The sequence below is a fragment of the Streptomyces sp. SLBN-31 genome (genome assembly GCF_006715395.1).
Classification (GTDB): domain Bacteria; phylum Actinomycetota; class Actinomycetes; order Streptomycetales; family Streptomycetaceae; genus Streptomyces.
On sequence record NZ_VFNC01000002.1, the window covers coordinates 2,758,051 to 2,782,295 of the forward strand.

20 protein-coding genes are annotated in these 24,245 nt (G+C 73.2%); 14 read left to right on the forward strand and 6 right to left on the reverse strand.

All coding sequences use genetic code 11. The features are described 5' to 3' along the window. The first annotated feature begins 101 nt into the window (after window positions 1-101). The 3 genes from FBY22_RS32675 (at window position 102) to FBY22_RS32690 (ending at window position 5,690) form a co-directional block, all read left to right on the forward strand. Window positions 102-1,712, forward strand: coding sequence for an MFS transporter (locus tag FBY22_RS32675; RefSeq protein WP_142151583.1), 1,611 nt, complete (start codon window positions 102-104; stop codon window positions 1,710-1,712). Window positions 1,713-1,835: 123 nt separating this feature from the next. Then, window positions 1,836-2,546, forward strand: coding sequence for a DUF4232 domain-containing protein (locus tag FBY22_RS32680; protein ID WP_142151584.1), 711 nt, complete (start codon window positions 1,836-1,838; stop codon window positions 2,544-2,546). 63 nt (window positions 2,547-2,609) lie between these two features. Continuing rightward, the gene (locus tag FBY22_RS32690; RefSeq protein WP_260845226.1) at window positions 2,610-5,690 is read left to right on the forward strand and encodes a BTAD domain-containing putative transcriptional regulator; all 3,081 of its coding nucleotides are present in this window, start codon (window positions 2,610-2,612) and stop codon (window positions 5,688-5,690) included. An 11-nt stretch (window positions 5,691-5,701) separates the two neighbouring features. Here the strand turns inward: FBY22_RS32690 and FBY22_RS32695 are convergent, their stop codons facing one another. The 3 genes from FBY22_RS32695 to FBY22_RS32705 all read right to left on the reverse strand — a co-directional run bounded on the left by FBY22_RS32695 (window position 5,702) and on the right by FBY22_RS32705 (window position 8,528). Next, window positions 5,702-6,247 carry a sigma-70 family RNA polymerase sigma factor gene (locus FBY22_RS32695; RefSeq protein WP_142151585.1) on the reverse strand — a complete coding sequence of 182 codons (546 nt, stop codon included), beginning with the start codon at window positions 6,245-6,247 and terminating at the stop codon, window positions 5,702-5,704. Between the two features lie 197 nt (window positions 6,248-6,444). After that, window positions 6,445-7,644, reverse strand: coding sequence for a hypothetical protein (locus FBY22_RS32700; protein ID WP_142151586.1), 1,200 nt, complete (start codon window positions 7,642-7,644; stop codon window positions 6,445-6,447). Window positions 7,645-7,655: 11 nt separating this feature from the next. Continuing rightward, complete coding sequence (locus tag FBY22_RS32705) at window positions 7,656-8,528, reverse strand: lytic transglycosylase domain-containing protein (protein WP_260845227.1); 873 nt, start codon at window positions 8,526-8,528, stop codon at window positions 7,656-7,658. Window positions 8,529-8,741: 213 nt separating this feature from the next. Between FBY22_RS32705 and FBY22_RS32710 the strand changes: the two genes are divergently transcribed. The 8 genes from FBY22_RS32710 (at window position 8,742) to FBY22_RS32745 (ending at window position 17,331) form a co-directional block, all read left to right on the forward strand. After that, window positions 8,742-9,500, forward strand: coding sequence for a hypothetical protein (locus tag FBY22_RS32710; RefSeq protein WP_260845228.1), 759 nt, complete (start codon window positions 8,742-8,744; stop codon window positions 9,498-9,500). Beyond that, window positions 9,497-9,781 carry a hypothetical protein gene (locus tag FBY22_RS32715; RefSeq protein ID WP_142151587.1) on the forward strand — a complete coding sequence of 95 codons (285 nt, stop codon included), beginning with the start codon at window positions 9,497-9,499 and terminating at the stop codon, window positions 9,779-9,781. The genes FBY22_RS32710 and FBY22_RS32715 overlap by 4 nt, the downstream gene beginning before the upstream one ends. 104 nt (window positions 9,782-9,885) lie before the next feature. After that, window positions 9,886-10,173, forward strand: coding sequence for a hypothetical protein (locus FBY22_RS32720; RefSeq protein WP_142151588.1), 288 nt, complete (start codon window positions 9,886-9,888; stop codon window positions 10,171-10,173). Between the two features lie 23 nt (window positions 10,174-10,196). After that, window positions 10,197-10,940 (forward strand): hypothetical protein, encoded by a 744-nt coding sequence (locus FBY22_RS32725; RefSeq protein WP_260845229.1) that lies wholly within the window; start codon window positions 10,197-10,199, stop codon window positions 10,938-10,940. 1 nt (window position 10,941) lies between these two features. Then, complete coding sequence (locus tag FBY22_RS32730) at window positions 10,942-12,168, forward strand: hypothetical protein (protein ID WP_142151590.1); 1,227 nt, start codon at window positions 10,942-10,944, stop codon at window positions 12,166-12,168. A gap of 170 nt (window positions 12,169-12,338) precedes the next feature. Further along, the gene (locus FBY22_RS32735) at window positions 12,339-13,832 is read left to right on the forward strand and encodes an SCO6880 family protein (protein ID WP_142151591.1); all 1,494 of its coding nucleotides are present in this window, start codon (window positions 12,339-12,341) and stop codon (window positions 13,830-13,832) included. Continuing rightward, window positions 13,829-15,532 (forward strand): ATP/GTP-binding protein, encoded by a 1,704-nt coding sequence (locus FBY22_RS32740; protein WP_142151592.1) that lies wholly within the window; start codon window positions 13,829-13,831, stop codon window positions 15,530-15,532. Before FBY22_RS32735 ends, FBY22_RS32740 begins: the two co-directional genes overlap by 4 nt. Continuing rightward, entirely contained in the window at window positions 15,529-17,331 is a 1,803-nt protein-coding gene (locus tag FBY22_RS32745) for a type IV secretory system conjugative DNA transfer family protein (protein WP_142151593.1), read from the forward strand. The genes FBY22_RS32740 and FBY22_RS32745 overlap by 4 nt, the downstream gene beginning before the upstream one ends. A gap of 37 nt (window positions 17,332-17,368) precedes the next feature. Here FBY22_RS32745 and FBY22_RS32750 read toward each other — a convergent pair whose 3' ends face one another. Then, the gene (locus FBY22_RS32750) at window positions 17,369-17,761 is read right to left on the reverse strand and encodes a hypothetical protein (RefSeq protein ID WP_142151594.1); all 393 of its coding nucleotides are present in this window, start codon (window positions 17,759-17,761) and stop codon (window positions 17,369-17,371) included. A 168-nt stretch (window positions 17,762-17,929) separates the two neighbouring features. On the opposite strand from FBY22_RS32750, the gene FBY22_RS32755 reads away from it, so the two are divergent. After that, window positions 17,930-18,973 carry a C40 family peptidase gene (locus tag FBY22_RS32755; RefSeq protein WP_142151595.1) on the forward strand — a complete coding sequence of 348 codons (1,044 nt, stop codon included), beginning with the start codon at window positions 17,930-17,932 and terminating at the stop codon, window positions 18,971-18,973. A 95-nt stretch (window positions 18,974-19,068) separates the two neighbouring features. Here the strand turns inward: FBY22_RS32755 and FBY22_RS32760 are convergent, their stop codons facing one another. Both FBY22_RS32760 and FBY22_RS32765 read right to left on the reverse strand, forming a co-directional pair. Continuing rightward, window positions 19,069-20,865 (reverse strand): hypothetical protein, encoded by a 1,797-nt coding sequence (locus tag FBY22_RS32760; RefSeq protein ID WP_142151596.1) that lies wholly within the window; start codon window positions 20,863-20,865, stop codon window positions 19,069-19,071. Between the two features lie 67 nt (window positions 20,866-20,932). After that, entirely contained in the window at window positions 20,933-22,141 is a 1,209-nt protein-coding gene (locus tag FBY22_RS32765; protein WP_142151597.1) for a hypothetical protein, read from the reverse strand. A gap of 151 nt (window positions 22,142-22,292) precedes the next feature. Here FBY22_RS32765 and FBY22_RS32770 point away from each other — a divergent pair, with 151 nt between their 5' ends. After that, a complete protein-coding gene (locus FBY22_RS32770) occupies window positions 22,293-22,766 on the forward strand; it encodes a DUF4913 domain-containing protein (protein WP_142151598.1) in 474 nt (157 codons plus the stop codon). 93 nt (window positions 22,767-22,859) lie between these two features. Beyond that, on the forward strand, window positions 22,860-24,236 hold the full coding sequence (locus FBY22_RS32775; protein WP_142151599.1) for a hypothetical protein: 1,377 nt from the start codon (window positions 22,860-22,862) through the stop codon (window positions 24,234-24,236). Window positions 24,237-24,245: the final 9 nt, after the last annotated feature.

The following is a 24,245-nucleotide window of genomic DNA, read 5'->3' on the forward strand; positions in this document are numbered from 1 at the left end:
GGATATTGGGCAACTCATTGACCGGTGCAGAAAAACTGCCTACATTCGCAGCGTTTCCCGGCGCCGCCCGTCCCCGTCCTCCGCTCGAAGGGGAGCCCCACGTGTCCACCGAAACCCGCACCCAACCCGGCAGCACCGCCACCGAACCGGCGTCCGGCGGACTGCCCGTCGGCACGCTGGTGGCCGGCTGTTTCGCGGTCTGCCTGGCCCAGATCGCCCTCGCCATGCCGGCCACCCTCAACGGTCTCTTCCAGGAGGACCTGCACCCCGTCGGCTCGCAGCTGACCTGGATCTCGGACGCGTTCCTGCTGCCGGTGTCGGTGCTGGAGCTGACGTTCGGCGTGCTCGGCGACCTGTTCGGCCGCAAGCGGCTGCTGGTCGGCGGCGGCGGACTGCTCGTGCTCGGCGAGGCGCTGGCCGCCGCCAGCACCGGCATCCATGTCCTCTGGGTGGGACAGGCCATCGCCGGCCTGGGCGCGGCGGCACTGTTCCCGACGTCCCTCGCGATGATCGCCGCCGGCACGCACTCGGCCCGGGACCGGGCCCGCACCATCACCATCTGGGCCGCCGCCCTCTCCAGCGGCGGATTCGTCGCCCCCGTGCTCGGCGGCATCACCGGCAACTACGGTTCCTGGCGCTGGGCGTTCATCGTCGTCACCGGCCTGGCACTGGTCAGCACGCTGCTCAGCCAGCTCTTCGCCCGCGACTCCAGCGCTCCGGAGGGCCGTTCACTCGACCTGGCCGGCCAGATCACCATCGGCGTCGGCATGTTCGCCCTGCTCTACGCGGTGATCCAGGGCCCGGCGGACGGCTGGACCGCGACACCGGTGGTGATCGCCTACGTCGTCGCCGTGGTGTTCGTCGGCCTGTTCGTCGTGGCCGAACTGCGCGCGGACGCGCCGCTGTTGCGCCTCGACCTGTTCCGCAACAGGGCGTTCGCGGTGGCGTCGTTCGTCGCGGTGGTCGGCATGTTCAGCTACCTCGGCACCGCGTACGCCACCAGCATCCGGCTCGGTCCGATCCAGCACCAGAGCCCGCTGCGCGGCTCGTTCGCGTTCATTCTCCTCAACGCCTGGACACTGCTGCTGATGCCGCTGATCTCCCGGCTGCTGGAGCGGGTCAGCGCGCGCTGGGTACTCGGCTCCGGTCTCGGTCTGATGGCTGCGGGCGACTTCGTCGCCGCCACCCTCTCGGTCCACGACCGCGCCCTGACCTCGCTGATCCTCCCCATCGGCCTGGTCGGCATCGGTTTCGCGCTGACCGTCTCCTCGATCACGGCGACCGCCGTCAACACGGTCGAGGTCCGCTACGCGGGCATGGCCAGCGCCTCCACCAGCCTGCTGCGCGACTTCGGCTTCACGCTCGGCCCGGCGGTCATCGGCGCGATCGCGCTCAGCCGCGCCGCCGACGAGTTCACCCGGAAGCTCGCCGCCTCCGACCTGTCCGCCCAGGCCAAGGCCGCGGCGGCGCAGGTCGCGGCGGAGGGCGGTCCGCTCGCCTCCAACTCGGTCCCCCCGGCGTCCCCGCCGGGCGGTGGCGTGCCGATCGCCCTCGAGGCCCTCGGCAACGGCTACGCGATCGGGTACGTCGTCTGCGGCATCGCCGCTCTCGCCTGCTGTCTGCTCAGCGTGGTCGCGCTGCGCGGCAAGGGCCAGGAGGACGCGACGGTGGGCATCGCCAAGGAGGAGGAAGCGGCGGCGGTGACGGCCTGACCTGCGTTATGTCACCGCTGCGTCACAGGTGACGCACAGGGGAAACCCGTGGTGCCCGAGATCGGTCTCCCTCGGCGAAAGCCGGCGGGGACCGGCTCGTGCGAACCGACCTCGGGGGACCTCATGCATCACGTCAACACTGTCCGCAAGGCCGCGCTGGCGGTGGCCGCGCTCTCCGCGACGCTGGCGGTGACCGCCTGCCAGCCGAGCGACTCCGCGTCCGGCACCGGCGGTTCCTCGCCCACGCCCAGCGCCTCCGCGTCCGCTTCCTCCTCGACGCCGGCCTCCTCGGCTCCGAGCTCCGCCCCGTCGACGCCGCCCGCGACCGCGTCCCCCGCCTCCCACTCCAGTGCCGGTTCCGGTTCGGGCTCCGGCTCCTCGGGTACGGCGCCGAAGACCTGTGCGGCGACCGCCCTGGACGTCACCGCCCACCAGGCCGCCAACCGGCCCGTCGGCACCGGAACCGGCGCGGCGGTCTTCGAGTTCACCAACACCTCCAAGCAGACCTGCGTCCTGCAGGGCCACCCCACCGTGGCCGGTGCCGGCAACGGCTCCCCGCAGCACAACGCCCCGCTGAAGGTGACGCCCACCGGCACGGCCACCCAGGTCAAGCTGGCCCCCGGTGGCAAGGCCTGGCTCAAGCTGACCTTCGTCCAGGTCCAGGGCGAGGCCGACGGTTACTGCAAGTCCGGCGCCACACCGACGACGTACCCGACGATGGTGATCGGTCTGCCGGGTGCCGGCTCCCACCAGGTCGCCCTGGACGACGGGGTGTTCGCCGAGTGCGACAACACGGTGACGGCCACGGCGGTGTCCGGGGCGGCGCTGTCCTGACGCCTGTCCGGGAATAGCTGTTCGAAGGTACGAGCCACGGTTTCTGCGGCTACTGTCCCCGCCGTGGACACAAGTGCAATGGTGTCGTTCCGGTTCTCTCTGCTGGGCCCGCTGCGGGCCTGGCGGCAGGAGGCGGAGCTGACGCTCGGCCCCCCTCAGCAGCGCGCCGTCCTCGCGCTGTTGCTGCTGCGCCGGGGCCGGGCGGTCGGGGTCGGCGAACTGGTGGACGGGATATGGGGCACCGACCCGCCGACGGCCGCCGTCTCCGTGCTGCGCACCTATGTCTCCCGGCTGCGCAGACTCCTCGAACCCGACCGGCCCGCGGACGGGTCACCGCGGCTCGTGGTGTCCCTGGGCGACGGGTACGCCCTGCGCACCGACACCGTCGTCAGCGACCTCGACCGGTTCGAGGGCCTCGTCGCCCGGGCCGGGGCGCGGCACGCCGAGGGCGACGCTCCGGCCGCTGTGGAACTGCTGCGCGGCGCGCTGGATCTGTGGCAGGGCACCCCGCTGGCCGGGGTGCCCGGACCGCGTGCCGAGGCCGAGCGACGCCAGTTGGAGGAACGGCGGCTGGCCGCCCTGGAGTCGCGGCTGCGCATCGAGCTCGACCTCGGGCAGCACGCCCGGGTGCTGCCCGAACTGACCGCCCTGTACGAGGCGCACCCCCTGCGGGAGGCGCTGTGTGAACTCCTCGTCCTCGCCCTGTACCGGAGCGGACGGCGGGCGGAGGCCCTCGCCGTGTACGACCGCACCCGGCGCACCCTCGTCGACGAACTCGGCATCGAACCCGGCCCGTCGCTGCTCGCCGTGCGTGCCGGGCTCCACGCGGAAGAGGGCCACGGTTCGGCGGAACCGCCCTCCCGGCGGCAGGCACCCGGCGACCTCTCCGGTACGGCGACGGATGCCGGCCACCTCGCCGGCCCGATCACCGCGACCGGCGACCTGTTCGGTGCGCCGGGGGCCGGCTTCGGCGCGGCGACCGCAGCAGGTGGGCCGGGCGAAGTGGCCTTCGGCGACGGCGGGAACGGGCTCGTGGACGCGGGGGGCGCGGACGGGGCCCGGGACGGGCAGGACGGTCCCGGCCTTCCTGTGAGTGCCGTACGGCCTTCCCAACTGCCCACCGATCTGCCGACGTTCACCGGACGTCGCGCCCAACTGGACGGGGCCGCAGCGCTGCTGCCCGACCGCGGGCGTCCGCAGACCAGTGTCATCGGCCTGATCAGCGGGATGGCCGGCGCGGGCAAGACGACCCTCGCCGTGCACTGGGCGCACCGGATCGCCCACCGCTTCCCCGACGGCAACCTCTACGTCAACCTGCGCGGCTACGACCCGTCCGGCTCGCGGATGAACCCCGGCGAGGCGATCGAGACGTTCCTCGTCGCGCTCGGCGTCGCCCAGCAGGCGGTCCCGGAGGAGCTGGAGGCGCGGGCCGCGCTCTACCGCGGTGTCCTCGCCGACCGGCGCGTGCTGATCGTGCTGGACAACGCCGCCGACAGCGAGCAGGTGACGCCGCTGCTGCCCGCGGCCCCCGGCTGCCTCGTCATCGTCACCAGCCGCAGCCGGCTCAGCGGCCTGGTCGCCCGGCACGGCGCCCATCCGCTCGCGCTGAACCCACTGTCCGCCGAGGAATCCCTCGAACTGCTCGCCCGGCGGCTGGGCGACGTCCGTGTCGACGCCGAACCGGAAGCCGCCCGGGCCATCGTCGCCCTGTGCGCCGGGCTGCCGCTGGCCCTGTCGATCGTGGCGGCGCGGGCCGCCCTCAACCCCGGTTTCCGGCTCGCCGGCATCGCCGAGGAGCTCCGCCAGGACCACGGCAGCCTGGACGCCTTCGCCGGCGGCGACGCCGGCACCGACGCCCGCGCCGTGTTCTCGTGGTCGTACCACGCCCTGTCGCCCGAGGCGGCCGGTCTCTTCCGGCGGCTCGCCCTGCACCCCGGTCCGGACATCACCGTCGCCGCGGCAGCCGCGCTGGCCGGCGTGCCCCGCCGCCGGGTCCGCACCCCGCTGACCGAGCTGACCGGGGCGAGCCTGCTCATCGAACGGGCCCCGGGCCGGTACGTCTTCCACGACCTGCTGCGCGCCTACGCGGCGGAGCTCACCGAGGCCGAGGACGGCGAGGAGGTGTGCCGGGCGGCGCTGCTGCGGATGCACGATCACTTCCTGTTCACCGCGCACGACGCCTCCATGGTCCTCGACCCCTTCCGGGAGACCATCCCCCTCCCGGCGAGCACAACGGACGCCACGCCACTACGGTTCAACGACCGGGCGGAAGCGACCGCTTGGCTGCGCACGGAGCGGTACGTGCTGCGCGAGATCGTCGCGCACGCCGCCACCCACGGCTTCGACACACACGCGTGGCGTACCGCGGCGGCCCTGGACGTCTACTTCAACCGGCTCGGCTACTGGCACGACCTCCTGGAGATCAACGGCGCGGCGCTGCGGTCGGCCCGCACGCTCGGCTCCGTGACCGGCGAGGCGTACTCGCTGTGCGGGCTCGGCGTCGCGCACTCCCAGCTCAACCACGCCACGCAGGCCCGGCGTCATCTCGAGGACGCGCTGGAACTGTTCCGGTCCGCCGACCACGCCGGCGGCCAGGCCCGGGTGCACCGCGGCCTTGCCTACCTGTGCAACCGGACGGACCGCCGCCCCGCCGCGCTCGACCACTACACGCGGGCCATCGAGCTGTACCGGGCCGAGGACGACCGCAGCGGCGAGGCCGGTGTGCTCAACCAGGTCGCGTGGACGTACATCCTGCTGGGAGAGCACGAGAAGGCCCTCGAACGCTGCGAGGAGGCCGTCCTGTTCTACCAGGAGCTCAACGACCCCTACGGCGAGGCCTCGACGCAGGACACGCTCGGCTACGCCCTGCACCATCTCGCCCACCACGCGGAGGCCATCGGGCACTTCGAGAGGTCGGCGCGGCTGTTCCACGGGATCGGCGACCGCTACCTCGAATCCGACGTGCTGCGGCACCTCGCCGACGCCCGTCTCGCCACCGGCGACCGCGACGCGGCCCGCGCGGCACGCCGGGCCGCGCTGGCCCTGCTGGAGGAACTCGGCCACGCGGAGGCGGACGAGGTACGGCGCGAACTGCGCGAGCTGGGTGAGCCGGCCGAAGCGGCGCCGGGGGGTCCGGCCGCCTGAGGCGCGGGCGTTCACCGCACCCCGCTCTCCTCCAGCGCCGCCTTCAGACTGCGCAGGGCGTAGTAGACCCGTGACTTCACCGTGCCCTGCGGGACGCCCAGTGCCTCGGCCGCCTGCTGGGTGGTGCGGTCCGCGAAGATGGTCGCGCGCAGGGCCTCGCGATGGGCCGGCGTCAGGGAGCGCAGGGCGTCCTGCACCACGATCGACGACAGCATCCGTTCGATGTCGTCCGCCTCGGCGCACATGTCGCTCAGCCAGGAGTTGCCGCTGATCTCCGTCGGCCGCGCTGTTTTCGTCCGGTGCGCGTCGATGACGAGGTTGCGGGCGACCCGGAACATCCACGGCCGTACGGCCATGCCCTCGCTGTCGGCGAGGGTCTGCTTGTTCCAGCAGCGCAGCAGGGTCTCCTGGAGGATGTCCTCGGTGCGGTGGGTGTCTCCCCCCAGCATGCGCAGCACGTACGAGTAGAGCGCCGGGCCGTGTTCCAGGTAGAGGTCCCGCAGCGCCCGTTCCTGCGGGGAGACCGCGCTCGCGGATCCGATGACCGTCACGTTCATGGTGTGCTCCTGCTCCTCGGGGCGGCCTGCCCCGGCCCGTGGACGGGGGGCGGGGCCGCCTGGAGCTCGGAGTGTTGCGACGGGCGATGCACATTCGTTCGACGAGCGGGCCACACGGCGATTGACGACCGGTCCACACGGTGGACGGATCGATATACGCGCAGGTCGCGGGCGTCAAAGGCGGGCCCGGGGCGTGGTCAGACGTAGGCGGCCTCCAACGCGTCGACGCGTCGACGCACCCGGTCGGCGAGTTCCGCGTCCTCGACCGCCAGCAGACCGCGGCGGTGCAACCGGTCCCACATGTGCAGCAACTCGCGGCCGTGCGCCACGGCCGCGCGGTCGTCGTCGATCCGCTGCCAGGCGGCGGCCGCCCGGGCCACCTCCTCGGCCGCCCGCCGGTCCCCCGCCCGGCACCGGATCCTCGCCACGGCCAGGGCCAGCACGGTGGCCTCCCGGTGGTCGCCGCGCAGGTGGGCGATGTAGGCCTCCACCGCCCGCGCCTCCACCGCGCGCGGATCCTCGGCACCCGCCTCCTCGGTGAGGCTCTCGCGCAGCCGGTTCGCGAGAATGTGCGCCTCGTCCAGCCGGCCGACGGACGCGAGAGCGTGGATACGACCGACGGGTCCGGCGAGGTCGGCGGGAAGCACGACGGTGGGCACCGTGGCCACGGTGGGCAAGGGGGTGGTGGCCGGGCTCGGGGCGGTCACCTGGCTCGCGAGGGCCTCTCGGCCGTGGTCATCCGCCCGGCTCGGGGTCCCCGTTCGGCCCTCGGCGGCCGCCCGCGCGGCGGCGGTGGCACGAGCGACGGCGGTCGCGACGGCCGAGCTCAAGGGGGAGGCGCGCCTGGGCAGGCGGGCGGGGCCGGCGCCGGCGAAGCCGTCCTGGGGTGCGATGTCGGACTCCGGCTCGGGCCCGTCTCCGGCCTCGGCGCCGAACTCCTCCTCCAGCTCGCGGAGATCGTCCTCAGCCTCGGCTCCGGCTCCGGCTCCGGCTCCGGCTCCGGCTCCGGCTCCGGCATGAGCCTTGCCCTCCGGCTCGGGCTCGGACCCGGCTTGAAGCCCGGTTTCAGAACCCGGCTCGGCGGCCGGCCCGCATTCGGCCCGGGATCCGGCCTCGGGATCCTTGTCCGGCTCGTCCTCGGTCCCCTCCTCGAACTCCGGGGTTCCCGCGGAGGCGAGGACCCGGCTGGAGCCGTCCGGGGAGACCTCCAGGACGAAGTGGCTGGTGTCGGGGCTGTCGTTGACCGTCGCCTCGACGGCCTCGGCGCGTTCGGCGGCGTACCGCTGGAGCCGGTCCAGTACGGCCTCGTGCAGGGACTGGCCCGGGGCGGGGAAGAGGGGTTCACCGTCGATCGCGGCGAGTCCCTCGTCGGAGATGTACACCTCGTAGCGGTCCATGGTGTTCCTCCTCAAGGAGTGGGGGTGAGGGACTCGGTGGGGACGGCGGTGGGCAGCGAGGTCTGGATGCCGGTGGGGATGGGCGTGCCGGACGGGATGGCGGCGACCCCCGCGTACTTGGCGAACTGGGCGCGTACGGCGGCGACATAGCCCTGCGCCTCCGCGGTCCTGGGCACGCCCTTGGCGGCGCGGACGGCGTCCATCCCGACGTCGTAGCCGGCGAGGGCGAGGTCCAGGACGCTGCCGGTGGCCTCGTTGGCGTCGATCATCTTCTGGGCCTCGTCGGCCATGGCGCAGATGTAGCGGCCCTGCGCCATGATCGAGTCCTTCGCGTCCAGCGCGGAGGTCTTGCCGTTGTCGTCGTCGTCCTTGCCGTACTTGGTGAAGATGTCGGGCGGCAGCTGCGAGATGCCCTGCTTGCCGTCGGGGCCGACCAGGGAGGCGTTGAAGCCGGACGCCTTCTCGATCTGTGAGGCGATCACGATCGGCCCGATGGCGCCGCACAGTTGGCCGGCCTTCTGGACGGGGTCGACCAGGTCCTCGGGGACCGTGGAGGTGTCCAGGTCGCCGTGGCCGTCCCCCTGGAAGACAGCCAGCACCGAGCTCGCGTCGCTCGGGCCGGGCACGTCGCCGCCCCCGCCACCGCCGCCGAAGACGCTGTGGAAGAGCAGGTAGACCGCGATCAGCGGGGCCAGCAGGACGCCGAACCCGCAGAACACGATGACGATGACGGTACCGCCGGCCAGACCGAGCGGGAACAGCAGACAGCCCGCGCCGCCGGCCGCGATCGCCGTGTTCCTGACGGCCTTCGACTGCCCCTCCTCGTCCGGCTGAACCGGTGCCGGTGCCGCGGGGCCGCCCTGCTCGCCCGTCTCCACGCCCATGGGTGTCCGCCTTCTTCCCCTCGCCTTGAACCGCTGTGCCTGGACGGCCCGTTGTGCTGTCCGTCGGGCTCGGCAGATCGAAACGGGCCTCAGAGCAAATAAGTTCAAAACGGTGGAAACCAAATGAGTCAGAGCAGCGGACGTACGAGGCAAGAGGGGGGCGGGGCACACATGGGCACACCGTCGGCGACGCCGTCGGGCCGGGGAGGTTGGGTGCGGGGGCCGAAGTCCCCGCAGCCGGCTCCCCCGCCTCCCGCGCCCCAGAGCGAGGGCGCCGGTCCGGCCGTGCGGTCGCCGCACGTCGGCCACGGCGTCGGCGTCGCACCGGCGCCGGTCCCCGTACCGGCCACCGTGTCCGCGACCCCCGTCCACACCGCGGCCACCACCGCCGTACAGCCGGCCGCTTCCCCCCACGCCCCGAGCCGCACCAGCGCTCAGCCCGCCGTCCAGCCCCGCACCCGGCGCCTCTCCGCAGCCCCCGCCGCCGAGCCCGCCTGGGGTGAGCCCCGGCGGCCGAGGTCGGCCCGGGGCCGGTCGCGGAACGAGGTCGGCTGGGTCAAGGCGCACGGCGGCGCCGGGGTGACCTCGCTGGTCGAGGTGCTCGGCGGCGTGGACGTGGGGGCGCGCTGGCCCGATCCGTCCCGGGGCGAGCCGCGACGGGTCGTGCTGGTCGGGCGGACCAGTGCGCGCGGACTGCGGGCGGTTTCCCAGGCGTTGGGCTCGCTGCACGACGGCAGGGCCCCGCAGGGGCTGGAGTTGCTGGCCGTGGTCCTCGTCGCCGACGCGCCCGGCCGGCTGCCGCTGGGCCTGCTGCGCCGGGTCCGGGTGCTGCGCTCCGCCACCCGGGTGCAGCGGGTGCCGTGGATTCCGGCGTGGCGCACCGGCGGCAGGCCGAAGGTGCTGCCCCGGCAGTTCGACAGGCTCGCCGAACTGGTGGGAAGCGAGCTGTACGCCGAGGGGGCCGCGTCATGACGCGTGCCCTGCCGGTCGCCCGGTTCCTGGCCGACACCTACACCCCGCCCGAGGGCGCGCACACGATCATCAACACCCTCGCCTGGTGCGTCACGGCCGCCGGTGTCTTCGGCCTGATGGCCGTCGGCATCAACATGGCGGTCCAGCTCAACCGGGGTGAACCGGGCGAGGGCGGCGCGCACTTCCGCGGTGTCTTCTTCGTCGCGCTGGCCTGTCTGGTCGCCGCGACGGCCGGTCCGCTCGTCACGTTCCTCGGCGACCTCTCCCTCCTCGGGCCGTAGGCCCGCCGCCTCTCCCGGGCCGTTGGCCCGCCGCACACCTTCCTTACCGACAGCCATCCCTCGCCCGCCGATCGCGCGGGGCACTGATTCCACGGAGATCTCCCATGTCCTCACTGCTCATCGAAGCCTCCAACTTCCTTGCCGCCGACGTGCCCCAGCCGGTGAGCAACGCCCCCGGCGAGCTGTCCACCAAGGTCAACACCGTTCTCGGCATCGTCGCCTGGGCGGGCACCGCGGCCGGCGTGCTGGGCGTGCTGATCACCGGCGCGATGATGGCCGTCTCCCTCAAGCGCGGCGAGAGCTCGGAGCACATGAGCCGCCTCGGCATGGTGCTCGGCGGCTGCGTGCTGGTCTCCACCGCCGGGCCGCTGGTCGGCTTCGTCTTCAACTGAGCAGGCGGACGGTCGAGATGCTCATGCGCAGGCAGCGCCGGACCGAGCCGTCCGGGCCGTACTGGAAGCAGCGCAACTGGCAGTTGTCGGCGGGGTTCCTCGCCGTCGTGGTGCTGCTCGGCGGGTTCGTCGCGCTCACGTCCGACGGTGACGGCGCGAAAGCGGCGGCGGCCGAAGGCCCGCTGTCCCACGGCTCCGTGCTGAAGAGCGGCCGGCCCAAGGGCTGCGCCACCGACGACAGCGCGGGCGGCGCGCTGCCCAAGTCGGCGCCCAAGGACATCAGTTGGCACACGCTCGGGATCGCCCGGGTGCCCGTCTCCGCCTCGGCGGGGCCCACCCGGACGACCGGCCCGATGCGCTGGTGCTACGCGCACACGCCCGTCGGTGCCGCGCTGGCCGCGACCGTCATCCCGTCCCAGATGAGCGGGTCCGGCTGGAAGACGGTCAGCCGGCAGCAGGTGGTGTCGGGGCGTGGGCGCGACCTGTTCGAGTTCCAGCGCGCGACCGTCCAGGACATCGACAGCGCCGCGCAGAGCGGCGGCACCTCCGCCGGCTCGTACGCCGGCTTCTCGGTGACGTCGTACACGCGCGGGGCGGCGAACGTCAGTCTGCTGATCAGGACCGGTCAGGGATATGCGACGACCACCATCGCGCTGCGCTGGAGCGGCGGCGACTGGAAGGTCGTACCCGACGACGGCGGGTCCCTGCACACGCCGGTGACGACGGTTCAGGGCAGCCCCTCCGGCTACGTCCTGTGGGAGGTGTGAGATGAACTGCGGTTCGACCGGGAATCCGGTCTTCGACCTGGCGAAGGGCTTCTTCGACTTCCTCGGCGACCCCATCGGGACCATCGTCGAGCTGATCGCGAAGACGATCCTCGCGGGCGCGATCGCGGTGTTCGGGGCCCTGACCACCGGGGTGCCCACGCTGACGGGGACGACCACGGCGAAGGACGTCAACGGCCAGACGCAGTGGCTCGTCGTCTATCTCGCGGTCGGCTCGCTGCTGTTCGCGTCCGCCCGCATGGCCATCGAGCGGCGCGGCACGGCGGGGACCACCGCGCTCAAGGGCATGCTGCGGGTCATCGCGGTCTCCGGCGGCGCCACCACGATCGTCACGGCCGCGGCCGCCGTCGCGGACGACTACTCCACGCACCTGTTCAACGCGGGCGCCCAGGATGTGCTGACGAAGGTCGGCGCCTGCTCCAACGGTTCCAATATCGAGGCGTTCCTGCTCCTGATCCTGGCCTTCCTGCTGCTGATCGCCGGGATCATCCAGACGATCCTGATGTACATCCGGCTCGGCGTCATGATCCTCCTGCTCGGCACGCTCCCGCTGGCCGCTGCGGCGTCCATGACCGACTGGGGCGGCGGCTGGTGGCGCAAGCACATCGGCTGGATGATCGCGTGGCTGCTGTACAAGCCCGCGGCCGGTCTCGTGCTGTACGCGGGATCGCAGATGATCGTGTCGAGCCAGACCGGCGGCCAGGGCGGCAACGCGGTCAACGAACGCATCGCCGGTATCGGCGTGATGCTGCTGTCCGCGGTGGCACTGCCCGCGCTGCTGAAGCTGGTGGTGCCCGCGACCGCCGCGCTCGGCGGTGCGTCCGCGTACTCCGGTGCGATGCAGTCGGTGGGCGGCGGCCTGGCCACCGGAGCCCGGTCGCTCGGCGGCAGCGGCGGGTCCGGCGGCCAGGGCAGCCCCGGTCCGAGCGGCGCGTCCGGCGGCTCCGGCGGCTCGGGGGCGTCCGGCGCGAGCGGCTCGGACGGCGCGGGCGGAGCCTCGGGCGGCGGCAAGTCGTCGGCCGGCGGTGGGTCCGCTGCCGGTGGCGGAGGCGCGGCGAGCGGGGCCGGCCGGGCCGCGGCCGGCGGACCGGCCGGTGTGGCCGTCGCCGCGGCGGTGACGGCGGCGCAGGTCGTCGGCAGAGCCGCCTCCGGTGCCCTGGAGGGCGCCGACGGCGACCAGGGCCACAACCCGAGCCCGCAGCACCGCTGAACCCGGCGGCGGCCGGTTCGAAGCGTGCCGCCGCCCCCGGAACGGGCCGCCGGACTCCCGCTCCCCCCGGAGAGTCCGGCGGTCCTCCCCGCTCTGCGATCGCCCCGCCCCGACCCGGCCCAGCGCCGTGGCCGTACGCCGTATCACCTCACGAAGGGAAACCGGACCCCATGTCCACGGAAGCCGTCACTCATCCGACCTACGGGAACTGGCGCCGGCCACGGCGGCCGGGGCTCGGGCCGCTCGGGCTCGTCGGCACGTTCGGTGTCTTCGGCGGGCTCGTCGTCACCCTGCTCGCGTCCCTGATCTCGCTGTACGCGGCGCTGGTCGTGCTCGTCCCGGTCGTGCTGTTCCTGACGCCGCTGGCCCTGCGCACCCAGGACGGGCGCAACGTCTACCAGTTGCTCGCCCTGCGCATCGGCTGGCGCAGCCGCAAGGCCAAGGGCGCGCACCTGTACGTCTCCGGGCCGCTGTCCGCGCGGCCGGGCGGCCGGTTCCGCCCGCCGGGGCTGCTCAACAAGGTCGCGGCCATCGAGGGCCGGGACGCCTACGAGCGTCCCTTCGGCGTGCTGCACCATCCGGCGCGCAACCTGTACACGATCGTGCTGGGCTGCGACCCCGACGGCGGCTCGCTGGTCGACCCCGACCAGGTCGACGTCTGGGTCGCCCTGTGGGGCGAGTGGCTGGCCCGGCTGTCCCACGAACCCGGGCTGCGCGGCGCCTCTTTGATCGTGGAGACCGCGCCCGACCCCGGCACCACCCTCGCCCACGAGGTGCTGCCGCGCATCCGCCCCGACGCACCGCCCGCGGCCCGCGCGGTGATGGAGGAGGTCGTCGAGCGCTATCCGACCGCCTCCTCGGAGATGCACACCTACGTCACCCTCACCTACGGCATGCCCGCTGGGCAGAAGCGCAGCAAGGAGGACGTGATCACCGACCTGGCCATCCGTATCCCCGGCCTGCTCAGCGGGTTGGTGGCGGCCGGCGGCGGGGCCGCGTACCCGCTGTCGGCGGAGCGGATCGCGGAGGTCGTGCGGGTCGCGTACGACCCCGCGGTCGCCGCCGACGTCCTCGACGCGCGCGCCACGTACGGCGGTACGGGCCTGGAGTGGGAGGACGCCGGGCCGGCCGCCGCCGTGGAGACCGTGGGCAGTTACCAGCACGACTCCGGGGTGTCCCGGACCTGGCTGCTGACGCTGGCACCGCGCGGCACCGTACGGTCCTCGGTCCTGCGGGGTCTGCTGGAGGCGTCGCCCGGTACCCGCCGCAAGCGGGTCGCGCTGGTCTACCGGCCCATCGACCCGGCCACCTCGGCGCGGATCGTCGAGGCGGACCGGCGTGCCGCCCAGTTCATGGCGACGTCGGGGCGGGGCATGGTGCAGGCGCGGGCGGCCTCCGAGATGCGCGCCGCCGAGCAGACCGCGGCGGAGGAGGCGTCGGGCGCCGGGCTCGTGGAGTTCTCGCTGATGCTGACGGTCACCGTCGACGACATGGACCAGCTGGCGGACGCGACCGTCGCCGTACGGAACCTGACCGCGGCCTCCCGGGTGCTGATGCGGCCCGCGGACCGGATGCAGGCGGCCGCGTTCGCCTGCACGCTGCCCGCCGGGATCCTTCCGTGGGAGCAGACCCTGATCCCGCACGAGCTGCAGGAGGCGCTGTGAGCCGGCGGAGCGAGGAGAAGAGGGCGGAGCGGGCGGACCGGCTGGCGGAGGAGGCGGCCTGGCGTTCACCGGCGGGCGTGCCGCGGACGGAACTCGACCCGTCCTGGGCGGAGAAGAAGCCGGGCGGGACGGCGCGCAGCGGCAAGAAGGCGAAGTCCTCCCGCCCCAAGGAGCTCTACATCCCGCCGCGCGGCTGGTACGGCCCCGGCGGCGGCCGGGTCGGCTACATGGATCCGCCGACCATGTGGCGTGCCACCACCGTGCAGGCCTGCGGCATGTGGCCGTTCGCGGCCGGTTCGGGGTCGCCGATGACCGGAGTGCCGCTCGGGCAGCACCTGTTCACCGGCGCGACCGTGTGCGGCGACCCGCTGAACTGGTTCACGCGGGCCCGCTACATCTCCAACCCGTCGCTGTTCATGCTCGGTATGCCGGGCCTGGGCAAGTCCACGCTGGTCAACCGGATGCTGATCGGGCTCAGCGCCACCGGTGTCGTACCGCTGGTGCTCGGCGACCTCAAGCCCGACTACGCCGACACCGTGCGCGCGCTGGGTGGCCAGGTGATCTCCATCGGCCGCGGCCGGGGCGGCATCAACGTCCTGGACCCGGGCGCGATGGGCGCGGCGGCGGCGCGGATCGGCGGCGAGGCGGGCGAGGTCCTGAAGGCCGAGACGCACGGCCGTGTGCTGAACATGGTGGCCGCGCTGGTCACGATCGTGCGCGGCCGCCCGATGGACGACCACGAACAGTCCGTGCTGTCCGCCGTGTTGCACCACATCCGCGAGCGCACCCCGGAGGGCCGTCCGGCGCTGCTGCCGGACCTGCTGCGGGTACTCACCGAGGGGCCCGACCGGGTGCGGGCGGTGACCCTGGACCGCGGGGACGACGCCCGTTACCGGGATGCCGTCGACCCGTTGCACCGCTCCCTGCTCGGCATCCTCGACGGCCCCCTGGGCGACACCTTCGCCTCCGAGACGTCGACCCGGATCGACCCGGACGCGCCGGCGGTGTGCATCGACATCTCCGGCATCGGCGAGGCCGACACCCAGCTGACCGCGGCCGCGATGCTCGCCGCCTGGTCGGACGGGCTGGGCACGGTGGCCGCCTCGCACGCCCTGGCGGACGCGGGGCTCGCGCCCCGGCGCTGGTTCTTCACCGTCCTGGACGAGCTGTGGCGCCCGCTGCGGGCCGCCTCCGGCATCGTCGACCGCATCGACGCGCTGACCCGTCTCAACCGGTCCCTGGGCCTCGGCGACGCCAAGATCACCCACACCCTCAAGGACGCCGAGGCCCTCGGCACCGACTCCGACCGGGCCAAGGCGCGCGGCTTCGTCGAGCGGGCCGGGATGGTGGTCTGCGCGGGGCTGCCGAAGGCCGAGATGGAGGACCTGGGCAAGGTGGTGGGCCTGTCCCGGCGCGAGATCGAGCTGGTGTCGTCCTGGTCCTCCCCGCCCGGCTGGGGCGTCTCCGGCGAGCACGAGGAGCCGCCCGGCCGTGGCCGTTTCCTGATCAAGGTCGGCGGCCGGCCCGGCATCCCCATCAAGGTGGCCATCACCGACGCCGAACGGCAGTTGCACAACACCAACACCCGCTGGACGCCCAACGAGACGGCCGTCGAACAGGCCGTCACGCACACCGCGGCGCAGGTCGCGCGGGCCTCCCAGGAGGAACCCCGGCAGCTGCCCGGGAGGTGGACCGCATGACCGGCAGACCGCCCTCCACCAGCGGCGTCCACGACCTCGCGCCCTGGGCGATCGTGGCCGTCGCCGCGGCCTCCCTCACCGTGTTCACCGTCGGCTGGGCGGGCGGCACACTGGGCGCCGGCATCACCGGACACGGCTGGGACGCGCCGCCGTTCGCCCTCTCCACGGCCTCGCACCTCGTCGGCGACGGACCCGGGACCCTGTGGCCGGGCACCCCGCCGGCCGCGGTCTACGGCGGGATGGCCGGCCTGCTCGCCCTGATCGCTGTCCCCGCGGTCGTCGTCGTACGACTGCTGCTGGCACGGGCGGGCCGCACCAAGGGCCTGGCCGGCCGGCGCGAGCTGGCGAGCATGTGCCCCAAGGGCATCGAGGCCCGGGCCCGCGAACTGCGCCCCGGCCTCAAGGGCCGGGACGAACTCCACCCCGACGAGACCGGCAACCTGCTCGGCGACCTCGACCCCGACGGGCCGGAGCTGCGCAGCAGTTACGAGGACGTCGAGCTCGACCTGATGGCCCCGCGGGCCGGCAAGTCGACCGGCATCGCCGTCCCCCGCGTCCTGCGCGCCCAGGGTGCCGTTCTGCTGACCTCCAACAAGTCCGACGTCTACGCCGTCACCCGCGCCGAACGCGCGAAGGCGGGCCGGGTGTGGACGTTCGACCCGCAGGGCATCGCCCACACCGAGCGCGCCATGTGGTGGAACCTGCTCGGCGACTGCCACACCATCGAGGGCGCTCGCCGGCTGGCCGGGCACTTCGTCGCGTCCGTCAACGACGACAGCGCGAAGAAGGACTTCTGGATATCGGCCGCGCAGAACACGCTCACCGCGCTCTTCCTGGCCGCGGCGCGCGGCGGCGCCCCGGTCACCGACCTCCTCGGCTGGCTCGCCGACCCCGCCGACCGCACCCCGATCGACCTGCTGCGCGACGCCGGACTGACCGCGATGGCCGAGCAGTTGCAGGGCACGGTGCGCGGCGCCGTGGAGACCCGGGACGGCATCTTCGAGACCGCCCGGCAGACCGTGTCCTGCCTCCTCGACCCGGAGATCCTCGCCTGGGTCACCCCGGATCCGTACCTGCCCGAGTTCCGCCCGGACAGGCACGTCGTCGGCACCGACACCCTCTACCTGCTGTCCAAGGACGGCGGCGGCTCGGCGGCCGGCGTCATCGCGGGCCTCGCGGACGCGACGATGCGGGCGGGTGTGGTGGCCGCGGAGCGCATGGGCGGGCGTCTCGACCCGCCGCTGACGGCGGTCCTCGACGAGGCCGCCAACGTGTGCCGCATCTCCGATCTGCCCGACCTCTACTCGCACTTCGGCTCTCGCGGCATCAACGTCGTGACACTGCTGCAGAGTTACCGGCAGGGCGCCCGGGTGTGGGGCGAGGTGGGGATGGACGCGCTGTGGAGCGCGGCGACGGTGAAGCTGCTGGGCGCGGGTCTGGACGACGCCGACTTCGTGCAGAAGATCTCCACGCTGGTCGGGCAGCACGACGTGAAGACGCCGAGCCTGTCCCGCAGCAAGGACGGCACGCAACGCTCGTACTCCTACCGGCAGGAGTCGATCCTGCCGCCCGACAAGATCCGCGCCCTGCCCAAGGGCACCGCCCTCCTGCTCGCCACCGGCATCCGGCCGGCCCTGATCCGGCTGCGCCCCTGGTACAGGGAACCGGGCGCCGACGCCATCTCGGCACAGGCGAAGGCCGAGGCGAACGCCATCACGGCGCGTGCCGCGGCCCGCGCGGCCGGCGGAGTGGCGCTGACGAAGAAGAGCCGCTGGGAGCGGGACGCGACACCGGCGTGAGGGCGCCGGTCGGTCGGTTGGTACGGCGGTGGCGGTGTCAGGGGGACACCGCCACCGCCGTGCCGAAGGCGACGGTCGAGGACAGGAACCAGCCGAACGACGGGGCGAGCAGGTGTCGTACGGTCCACAGCCGGGCCGTCGCGGGCCGCTCGCGTACGAAGACCACGGGCACGGTGCGGCCGAGCGGCGGCAGCCCGCACAGCGGCGCGTAGGCCCCCGGATCGAGGACGAGGTCGCGCCCGAGGTGGTCGGAGAAGGCGACGAGGCCGCCGAGCCGCCGGTCGGCCGCCGTACGCGCGGTGACGACGCCCATCACACGCAAACCGCGCGCCCACAGCCGCCCGGCCGTCAGGAGGCCGCGGGCGGCGAGCAGCAGACAGCCGAGTCCGAACCCCGTGCACAGGGCTGTCAGCACCAACTCCGCGTCCATCGCGTCCCCTTGTCCTCGACACCGGCGTGGGCCCCCACGACAGGGCACAACGGACCGCGGCCCACCCCGGTTCACGCCGGGCACGACGCCTTGAACCACCGTGCACGGCACCCCCGTTGTGTGGACGAAGCCGTCACCACGTCGGCTGTGAAGGGAGCTTCGGACGGCATGAGACGGATCCCGCGCGTACACGGTCACCGCACGGCGGCGGCCCTCACCCTGTTGTGCGCCCTGACGGCGACGACGCAGTCGGCGGCCCTCGCGGCCCCCGGCCCCGCCACCCTCGAAGAGGTGCGCGCACAGCTCGACGACCTGTACCACCAGGCGGAGGTGGCCACCGAGAAGTACAACGCCGCCGACGAGAAGGCCACCGCCCAGCGCAAGAAGGTCGACACGCTCAACGGCCGGGTGACACGGGCCGAACAGCAGGAGACGCGGCTGAAGGCGTTGCTCGGGGCCGCGGCCCGTGCCCAGTACCGGGGCGGCGGGCTGCCTGCCGAGATGCAGTTCGCGCTGGCCCACGACCCCGAACACGCTTTGGACGACGCCGCGTTGGCCCAGCGGGCGCAGCAGGGGACGCAGGACCGGCTGACGGCACTGGAGGCGACCCGCAGGGAACTGCGCACGCGCACGGACGAGGCCAGGGCCGTACTGGGGGACCTGCGGGCGAGCCGTCACGCGATGGACGACAACCGCGACAGGATCGAGAAGCGCATCGCGACCGCTCGCGCCCTGGAGTCGCAGCTGCGGGCCGAACAACTGAGCAAGCTGGCCCAGTTGGAGAAGCAGGCGCAGGACAAGGCGCAGGCGAAGTGGGAGGACACCGGCGTCCTCGACAAGGTCTCCACCAAGGCGACCCCGGCGGGCCGGAAGGCCATCGCCTATGCGACGAAGCAGCTGGGCAAGCCCTACGTCTGGGGCGCCGAGGGCCCCGACTCCTTCGACTGCTCCGGCCTGACCTCCCAGGCCTGGCTGCACGCGGGCGTGGTCATCCCCCGCACCTCCGAGGAGCAGTGGGCCCGGCTGCCCCACGTCCCCGTCTCCCGGATGCGCCCCGGCGACCTCATCATCTACTTCTCCGACGCCAGCCACGTCGCCCTCTACATCGGCGACGGCAAGATCATCTCCGCGCCGCGTCCCGGGCGGTGGGTGTATGTGTCACCGGCGGGGTCGATGGAGATCCTGGGGGTGGTGCGGCCGGACGCCCACTGAGCGTCCGGCCGAGCATGACGCGGCGCTCCCGGCCGGACCGCTTGCGTCCGGCGGGGAGCACCGCGTGAGTGTGCCGGGAGGTCCGATCCCGGCCCCTACCTGCCCTTCTTCGGCCTCCCGCCCGCGAAGTACAGGAGCGCCGAGGGGACGGGCTTCTTGGGCTTCCGGTCCCTGCCGCTCGAGGACTCGCCCCTGGACGACTCACCGCGGGAGGACTCGGCGCGGGGAGCCGAGGATGCGGCGTCGGGCGAGCGCTCGGGCGAGTCACCGGTGTGGGCCCGGACCCTCGTCAGCTCGCCGCCCCCTTCGAAGGAACCGGCCGACCGCGTGCTTGGAGTCGAATCGCTCCGGCGGGGCGCAGGCGGACTGTAGCCGCCGGCGTTCGCGACCGGCGGGGCCGGGTAGTTGGACGCGCCGACGGAGGGGAACGGGTAGCCGCTCGACTGGCTGGACGGCGCGGGGCCGCCGCCCGGCGAGAAGTCGAACGAGCCCAGGGCATCGGTGAGCGCCGAGACGTTGGCCGCGGGCAGGGACTCGCTGATCATCGGAAGGGTCGTCGGTACGGCCACGGAGTAACTGCTCCCCCCTGGCTGGTACGCGGCGACGGACTGGGCGTAGGCGGCCGGGCTCACGCTGTAGTTCGACGAGGAAGTCGCCGTCGTCGAAGGCCAGTTGTAGGGCGTGCTCCTGGGAAAGGCCGAACTGGGGTAGTCGGGCACGGAGGACGGGCCGGCCGGCGCGAAGGACCCCGCTCGGGACATGGCCGGCATGGAGCCGAGGCTCGCCGTGGACTCCCGGCGAGCGGGGAAGATGGAGGTGGCGTCACTGCCCCTGCGCTGCTGCTGCTCGGACTCCAGCGCCTCCAGCTTGGCCATCAGCGACTCCTGGGAGCCCCTGCGCGAGGACGACGGGCCCTGCCCCGAGGTGCTGGTCTGCACCCTGGACAGGTTCGCGGGGCTCTCCGTGAGGTCGGGTCCCGGTCCGTCCGGGTGGGACAGGACGAACTCGACGTCCTGCCCGGACCCCGACCACCTGCGGCGGAAATCGTCGAGGGTGGTCTGCACGCCCGCCCGGTTGCGTTCTATCGCGCGGGCGACGTTCTGCGTGACGAACTCCCGCTGCTGCCTGGCGACATAGGAGTCGGTCCGGGTCACCTGCGGCAGGTGGTCGAACTCCTGCTGGGTCCGCACGTCGTAGTGACCGACCTGCTCCAGCAGTCCCGTGTCCGAGTTCCTGTGGATGACGTTGACGTGCAGATGGTCGACCAGACCCTGCTCGATCAGGCCCTTGAGCTCGGGCCACTCCTTGTCCCTCAGGACGCAGTTCTCCGGCAGCCCTTCGAACACCGTGGCCTCGACGGTGCCCCGCGCGTCCGCCGCGTACTGCGGCGACAACTCGTTCCACGTCTCCCACAGTGAGGGAGACGGCGTCGTACGATCGAAACCGAAGGTCAGCTGGTCGAGCACGCCGGCCGCGCTCCCCGCTTCCAGGGTGTCGCCCAGCTGTTCGGCCGGGCGGGACGTGGACTTGACCCAGAAGGCCGTGTTCTGGACGGACTGCGCCGCCACGTCCTGCCGCGCCTGCGCCAGGCTGTCGCCGTCAGGGGCGTCGCGGTGTGCCGTGGCCCACTGGGCGGAGACGTGCAGGGCGTTCACCGCAGTGAACGCGGCCATGAGCTGCCGGCGCGCGGCGACCGATTCGGCACGCCTCTCCCAGCCGGAGTTCGCCGGGTTGTAGCCCGCCCGGATCCACTGGCCTTCCTGCCGCATCACGTCCGTGAGGGCGCGGTAGGCCTGCCGGACCTCGGGAGTGCCCAGCACGGCCCTCCACCTCTCGATCCGGGCCAAGCCCGTCTGGACGTCGTGGTTGAACTTCGCCTCGTCCCATGCCATTTGCGGTTCCTCCTTGCCGTGTGCGGTGGGCGCGGTACTCCCGCGCCCACCGCCCTGTCAGGGATCGTCACCCTCTGCGCCGCGTCGCGGGCCGGGTGGCACTGCCCGCCGCGGGCACGGACCGCGAGGGGGTCTGTGTCTGAGCGGGACGTTGGTTCGAGCCCGGCGTGTGCGGCCGCTGGAGCGTGGCCTGGGCCCCGAGCGGGTTGTCGGGCGGCGGCGTGCCCATCGCCGGGCCGGGGACCGTGGCACCGCCTTCGAGCAGGGACGCCTCACTGCCGAAGTACCGCGCTCCGAGCTGGGCCGGGGTCAGAGGGGTCGCCGGTGGGATCAGGGGTGATACGGGTGGCGACACCGGGGGCGGGGACGCCGGGTCGAGGCGCCGTACCGCGGTGTCGCGGGCGGGCTCGGGCGACCGGGTCGTCTCCGACTGCGACGACTGCACCCCTGTCTCGTCCGGCGCCGCCAGCAACTCCTCGGCCGTGGGCATCGCTTCCTGATGCCGCCCCGGAAGCGCGGACGACGTGCTGCCGGCCTCCGCCCGGCTCCGGGCCGCCGCCGGCTGGGCCTCCGCGACCGTCGCGTCCCAGTGGTCACGGCCCGGCGACTCCACGGACGCCGCCCGCGGCACGGGTGCCGTGCCCGCGGACGCGCTGTACGCGGGGAGCTGTTCCCGGACGGCCGCCACGCTCGTTCGTGCCGCGTCCGACCGGTCGGCCGGGGCGACTTCCCTGTGATACGCGTTGTTGGCGAACCGCACCAGGAAGGAGTCCCGGCCTCTGTCCAGGTCCCGGTCGTAGGCCCGGCGCCACCTGCCCTCGGTCCTGACCTTGTTCAGGACCGCGTCCTCGAAGGCGTGGCGTTGCCCTCTCGGCAGCTCACCGATCAGCCGGACGAGCTGATCGAGCGGCGACATCTCCCTGCCCGCCGGTCTCCGCGCCCCCTCGGCCCGCTGCATGCCCCGGCCCTGAGCGGCTCCCCGCTCCCATCCGTCCGAGGCCGGCGCGCCGGGCGCCTGCTGCCATCCCGCCGCCGCGGCGCCGGGTTCGTACCCTCCGCCGCCTCCTCCTCCGGCGGATCTACGGCTGAACACGCGCCGAAGCAGCCGCATGAGGCTCTGCATCCCGTCGGAGACCATGCGCCGCGATCGGTCCCACGCCCGCCGGGCACGGGACGGGTGCTCCAGCCTGAACAGCGCGTCGGACAGCCCGTCGGCATCGACGGACGGGAGCACCGACCGGCTGCCCTCCCGCGGACTCGGGCTGAGGTCGGACATGGCGCCCCTCTCATGGGCCGGAGATGCCGATGCGTGGCACAACGGGCCGCATGGACGAGCGGTTCAATCCGGTGGCCTTGAACCGCGGCCGGTGCGCGCACGTTGCGTCCTCACCACGGCTGAGTCCCAGACCCGAGGAAGGGCGCCCGCCATGACCACTCAGACGTCCGAGGCCCCCGCCACCGCGGAAGGCACCGGCACGGAATCGGACCGGCCCGCTGTCCAGCCCCAGCCGCCCGCTCCCCCGCAGTTCATCCTGTATCTCCAGGGCGCCGAGTACGGGCAGACGCTGCGCCGCCTCACCCTCTGGGTGCACAACGTGCTGCTCCCCGTCTACGGCAGGGAGGTCACCTCCAACTCCCCCTGGTGCGGCCGCTGGTGGGAGCACCACGAGGCTGTGGCCCAGCTGCACGGCCTGTGGCTGGCCTGGGGGGAACTGACCGGCCCCGACGGCGGAATGACCGGACCGGCCTCATGGCACCGGGACTACCTCGGTCCCGTGATGGCCTCGCTTCGGGACCCGCAGGGCCCGTTCGCGGGGTGCAAGAGCGGCGGACACCGGGGGAAGCAGGCCCCGCCCGTCGATGCCATGGACCCGTTCGGCCCGCCGCCGGGGGCGGCCTGACGCACCTGAACGATTCCGGGTGAGCCGGAGATTGAACCGCGCCCGCGCGTGGCCCGTTGTACCTCGCAGCCAGACCGCCAGGAAGGGAAGGGCATGAGCCGGGACGAAGAGACGCAACACTTCTCGGTCGTCATCGCCGCCGACGGCTCCGCCGCCATCGACGGGGTACCCGTACGGGCCGCCGACGGGGAGTCCGTCGACTCGGCGATCCTCGACGCGCTGCACGGGTACGCGAGCGACCGCGACGCCACTGTCACGGCGGCGATTTCCGATCCCGCAGTGGAGCAGGTGACCTTCGTCGAGGTCGCTCCCGACGGTTCCAGCAGGCTGGTGGAACGGCCGCACGAAGAGCCCGCCGGCGAGGTGGGGCGGGCCGTACCGGTCGAGCGGGCGGGCGCGGTGGCCTACGGCGGGTTGCCCGAGGAGCCCCTTCCCGATGCCGCTTCGGAAGCGGACGACCTGGCCGACACGGACGATACGACCGACCTGGACGGCGGGGACGGCGACGGGCGGTACGCGCTGCGGCAGCCCCCGGGCGTCCCGCCCGTGCCCGGGCACCTGCTGCGCCGCCCCAAGCCCGAGGCCGGCAGCACCTCGCGTCAGTCCGACGACGAGTACCGGGCCTCCGGCCTGCTCCATCGCCCGCTGGTCGTCGGGCCGGTGGCGCTCGGAGTGGCGGCTCTGGTCGTCGTACCGCTGGTGCTGCTGGGCAGCGGAGGATCGGGCGGTGGGCAGAACAAGGCCGCCGGTGCCAGCGACGAACTGAGCAAGTCACCGTCGAGCCAAGGTCCTTCGTCCACACCGACGCCGACCGTCTCCGTGTCGCCCAGCCTGCTGTCCCCGTCGCCCAGCCCCTCGCCGACGGGGAAGGGCAAACGCGGGACGAAGGGCAAGAAACACACCGACGGCGCCACGGGCGTGACCACCACGGTGACCGTACGGCCCCCGGCGGCCACGGCGACCGTGACCGCCAAGCCCGCAGCGGACACCGCCGCCACCGCAGTAAACCGGCTCGCCAGGAACGACCCCGGACGGCACATCTGCTACCGCGCGTACGTCTCCGGGCAAGGCTGGCAGAAACCCGTGTGCGACGGCACGGTGGCCGGTACGACGGGTCAGAACCGGTCGATCAAGGCGCTCAACATCGCGGTGCGCGGAACGAGTGGCACGGCCGCCAACGCCTTCGTCCACAAACCCGGTTCGGCCGACGGCAAGGGTGTGTGGATGCCGCACTGGACGGCCAACACCGCCGACGGCAAGGACATCTACATCGGCCACGCGAAGAAGAGTGCCCCGAACATGCTCGGGTTCGCCATCAACATCGGCAGCGGCGGACAGGTCTGCCAGTCCGCCCGCGTCCACAACTCCGGCTGGGGACAGTGGGGTTGTGTCGGCCCGCGGCCCGAGTACGTCTTCGGCGGCACCCTCACCAACGATGTGTGGCTGGAGGCGGTCAAGTTCAGCGTGTGAGCGCGGTCA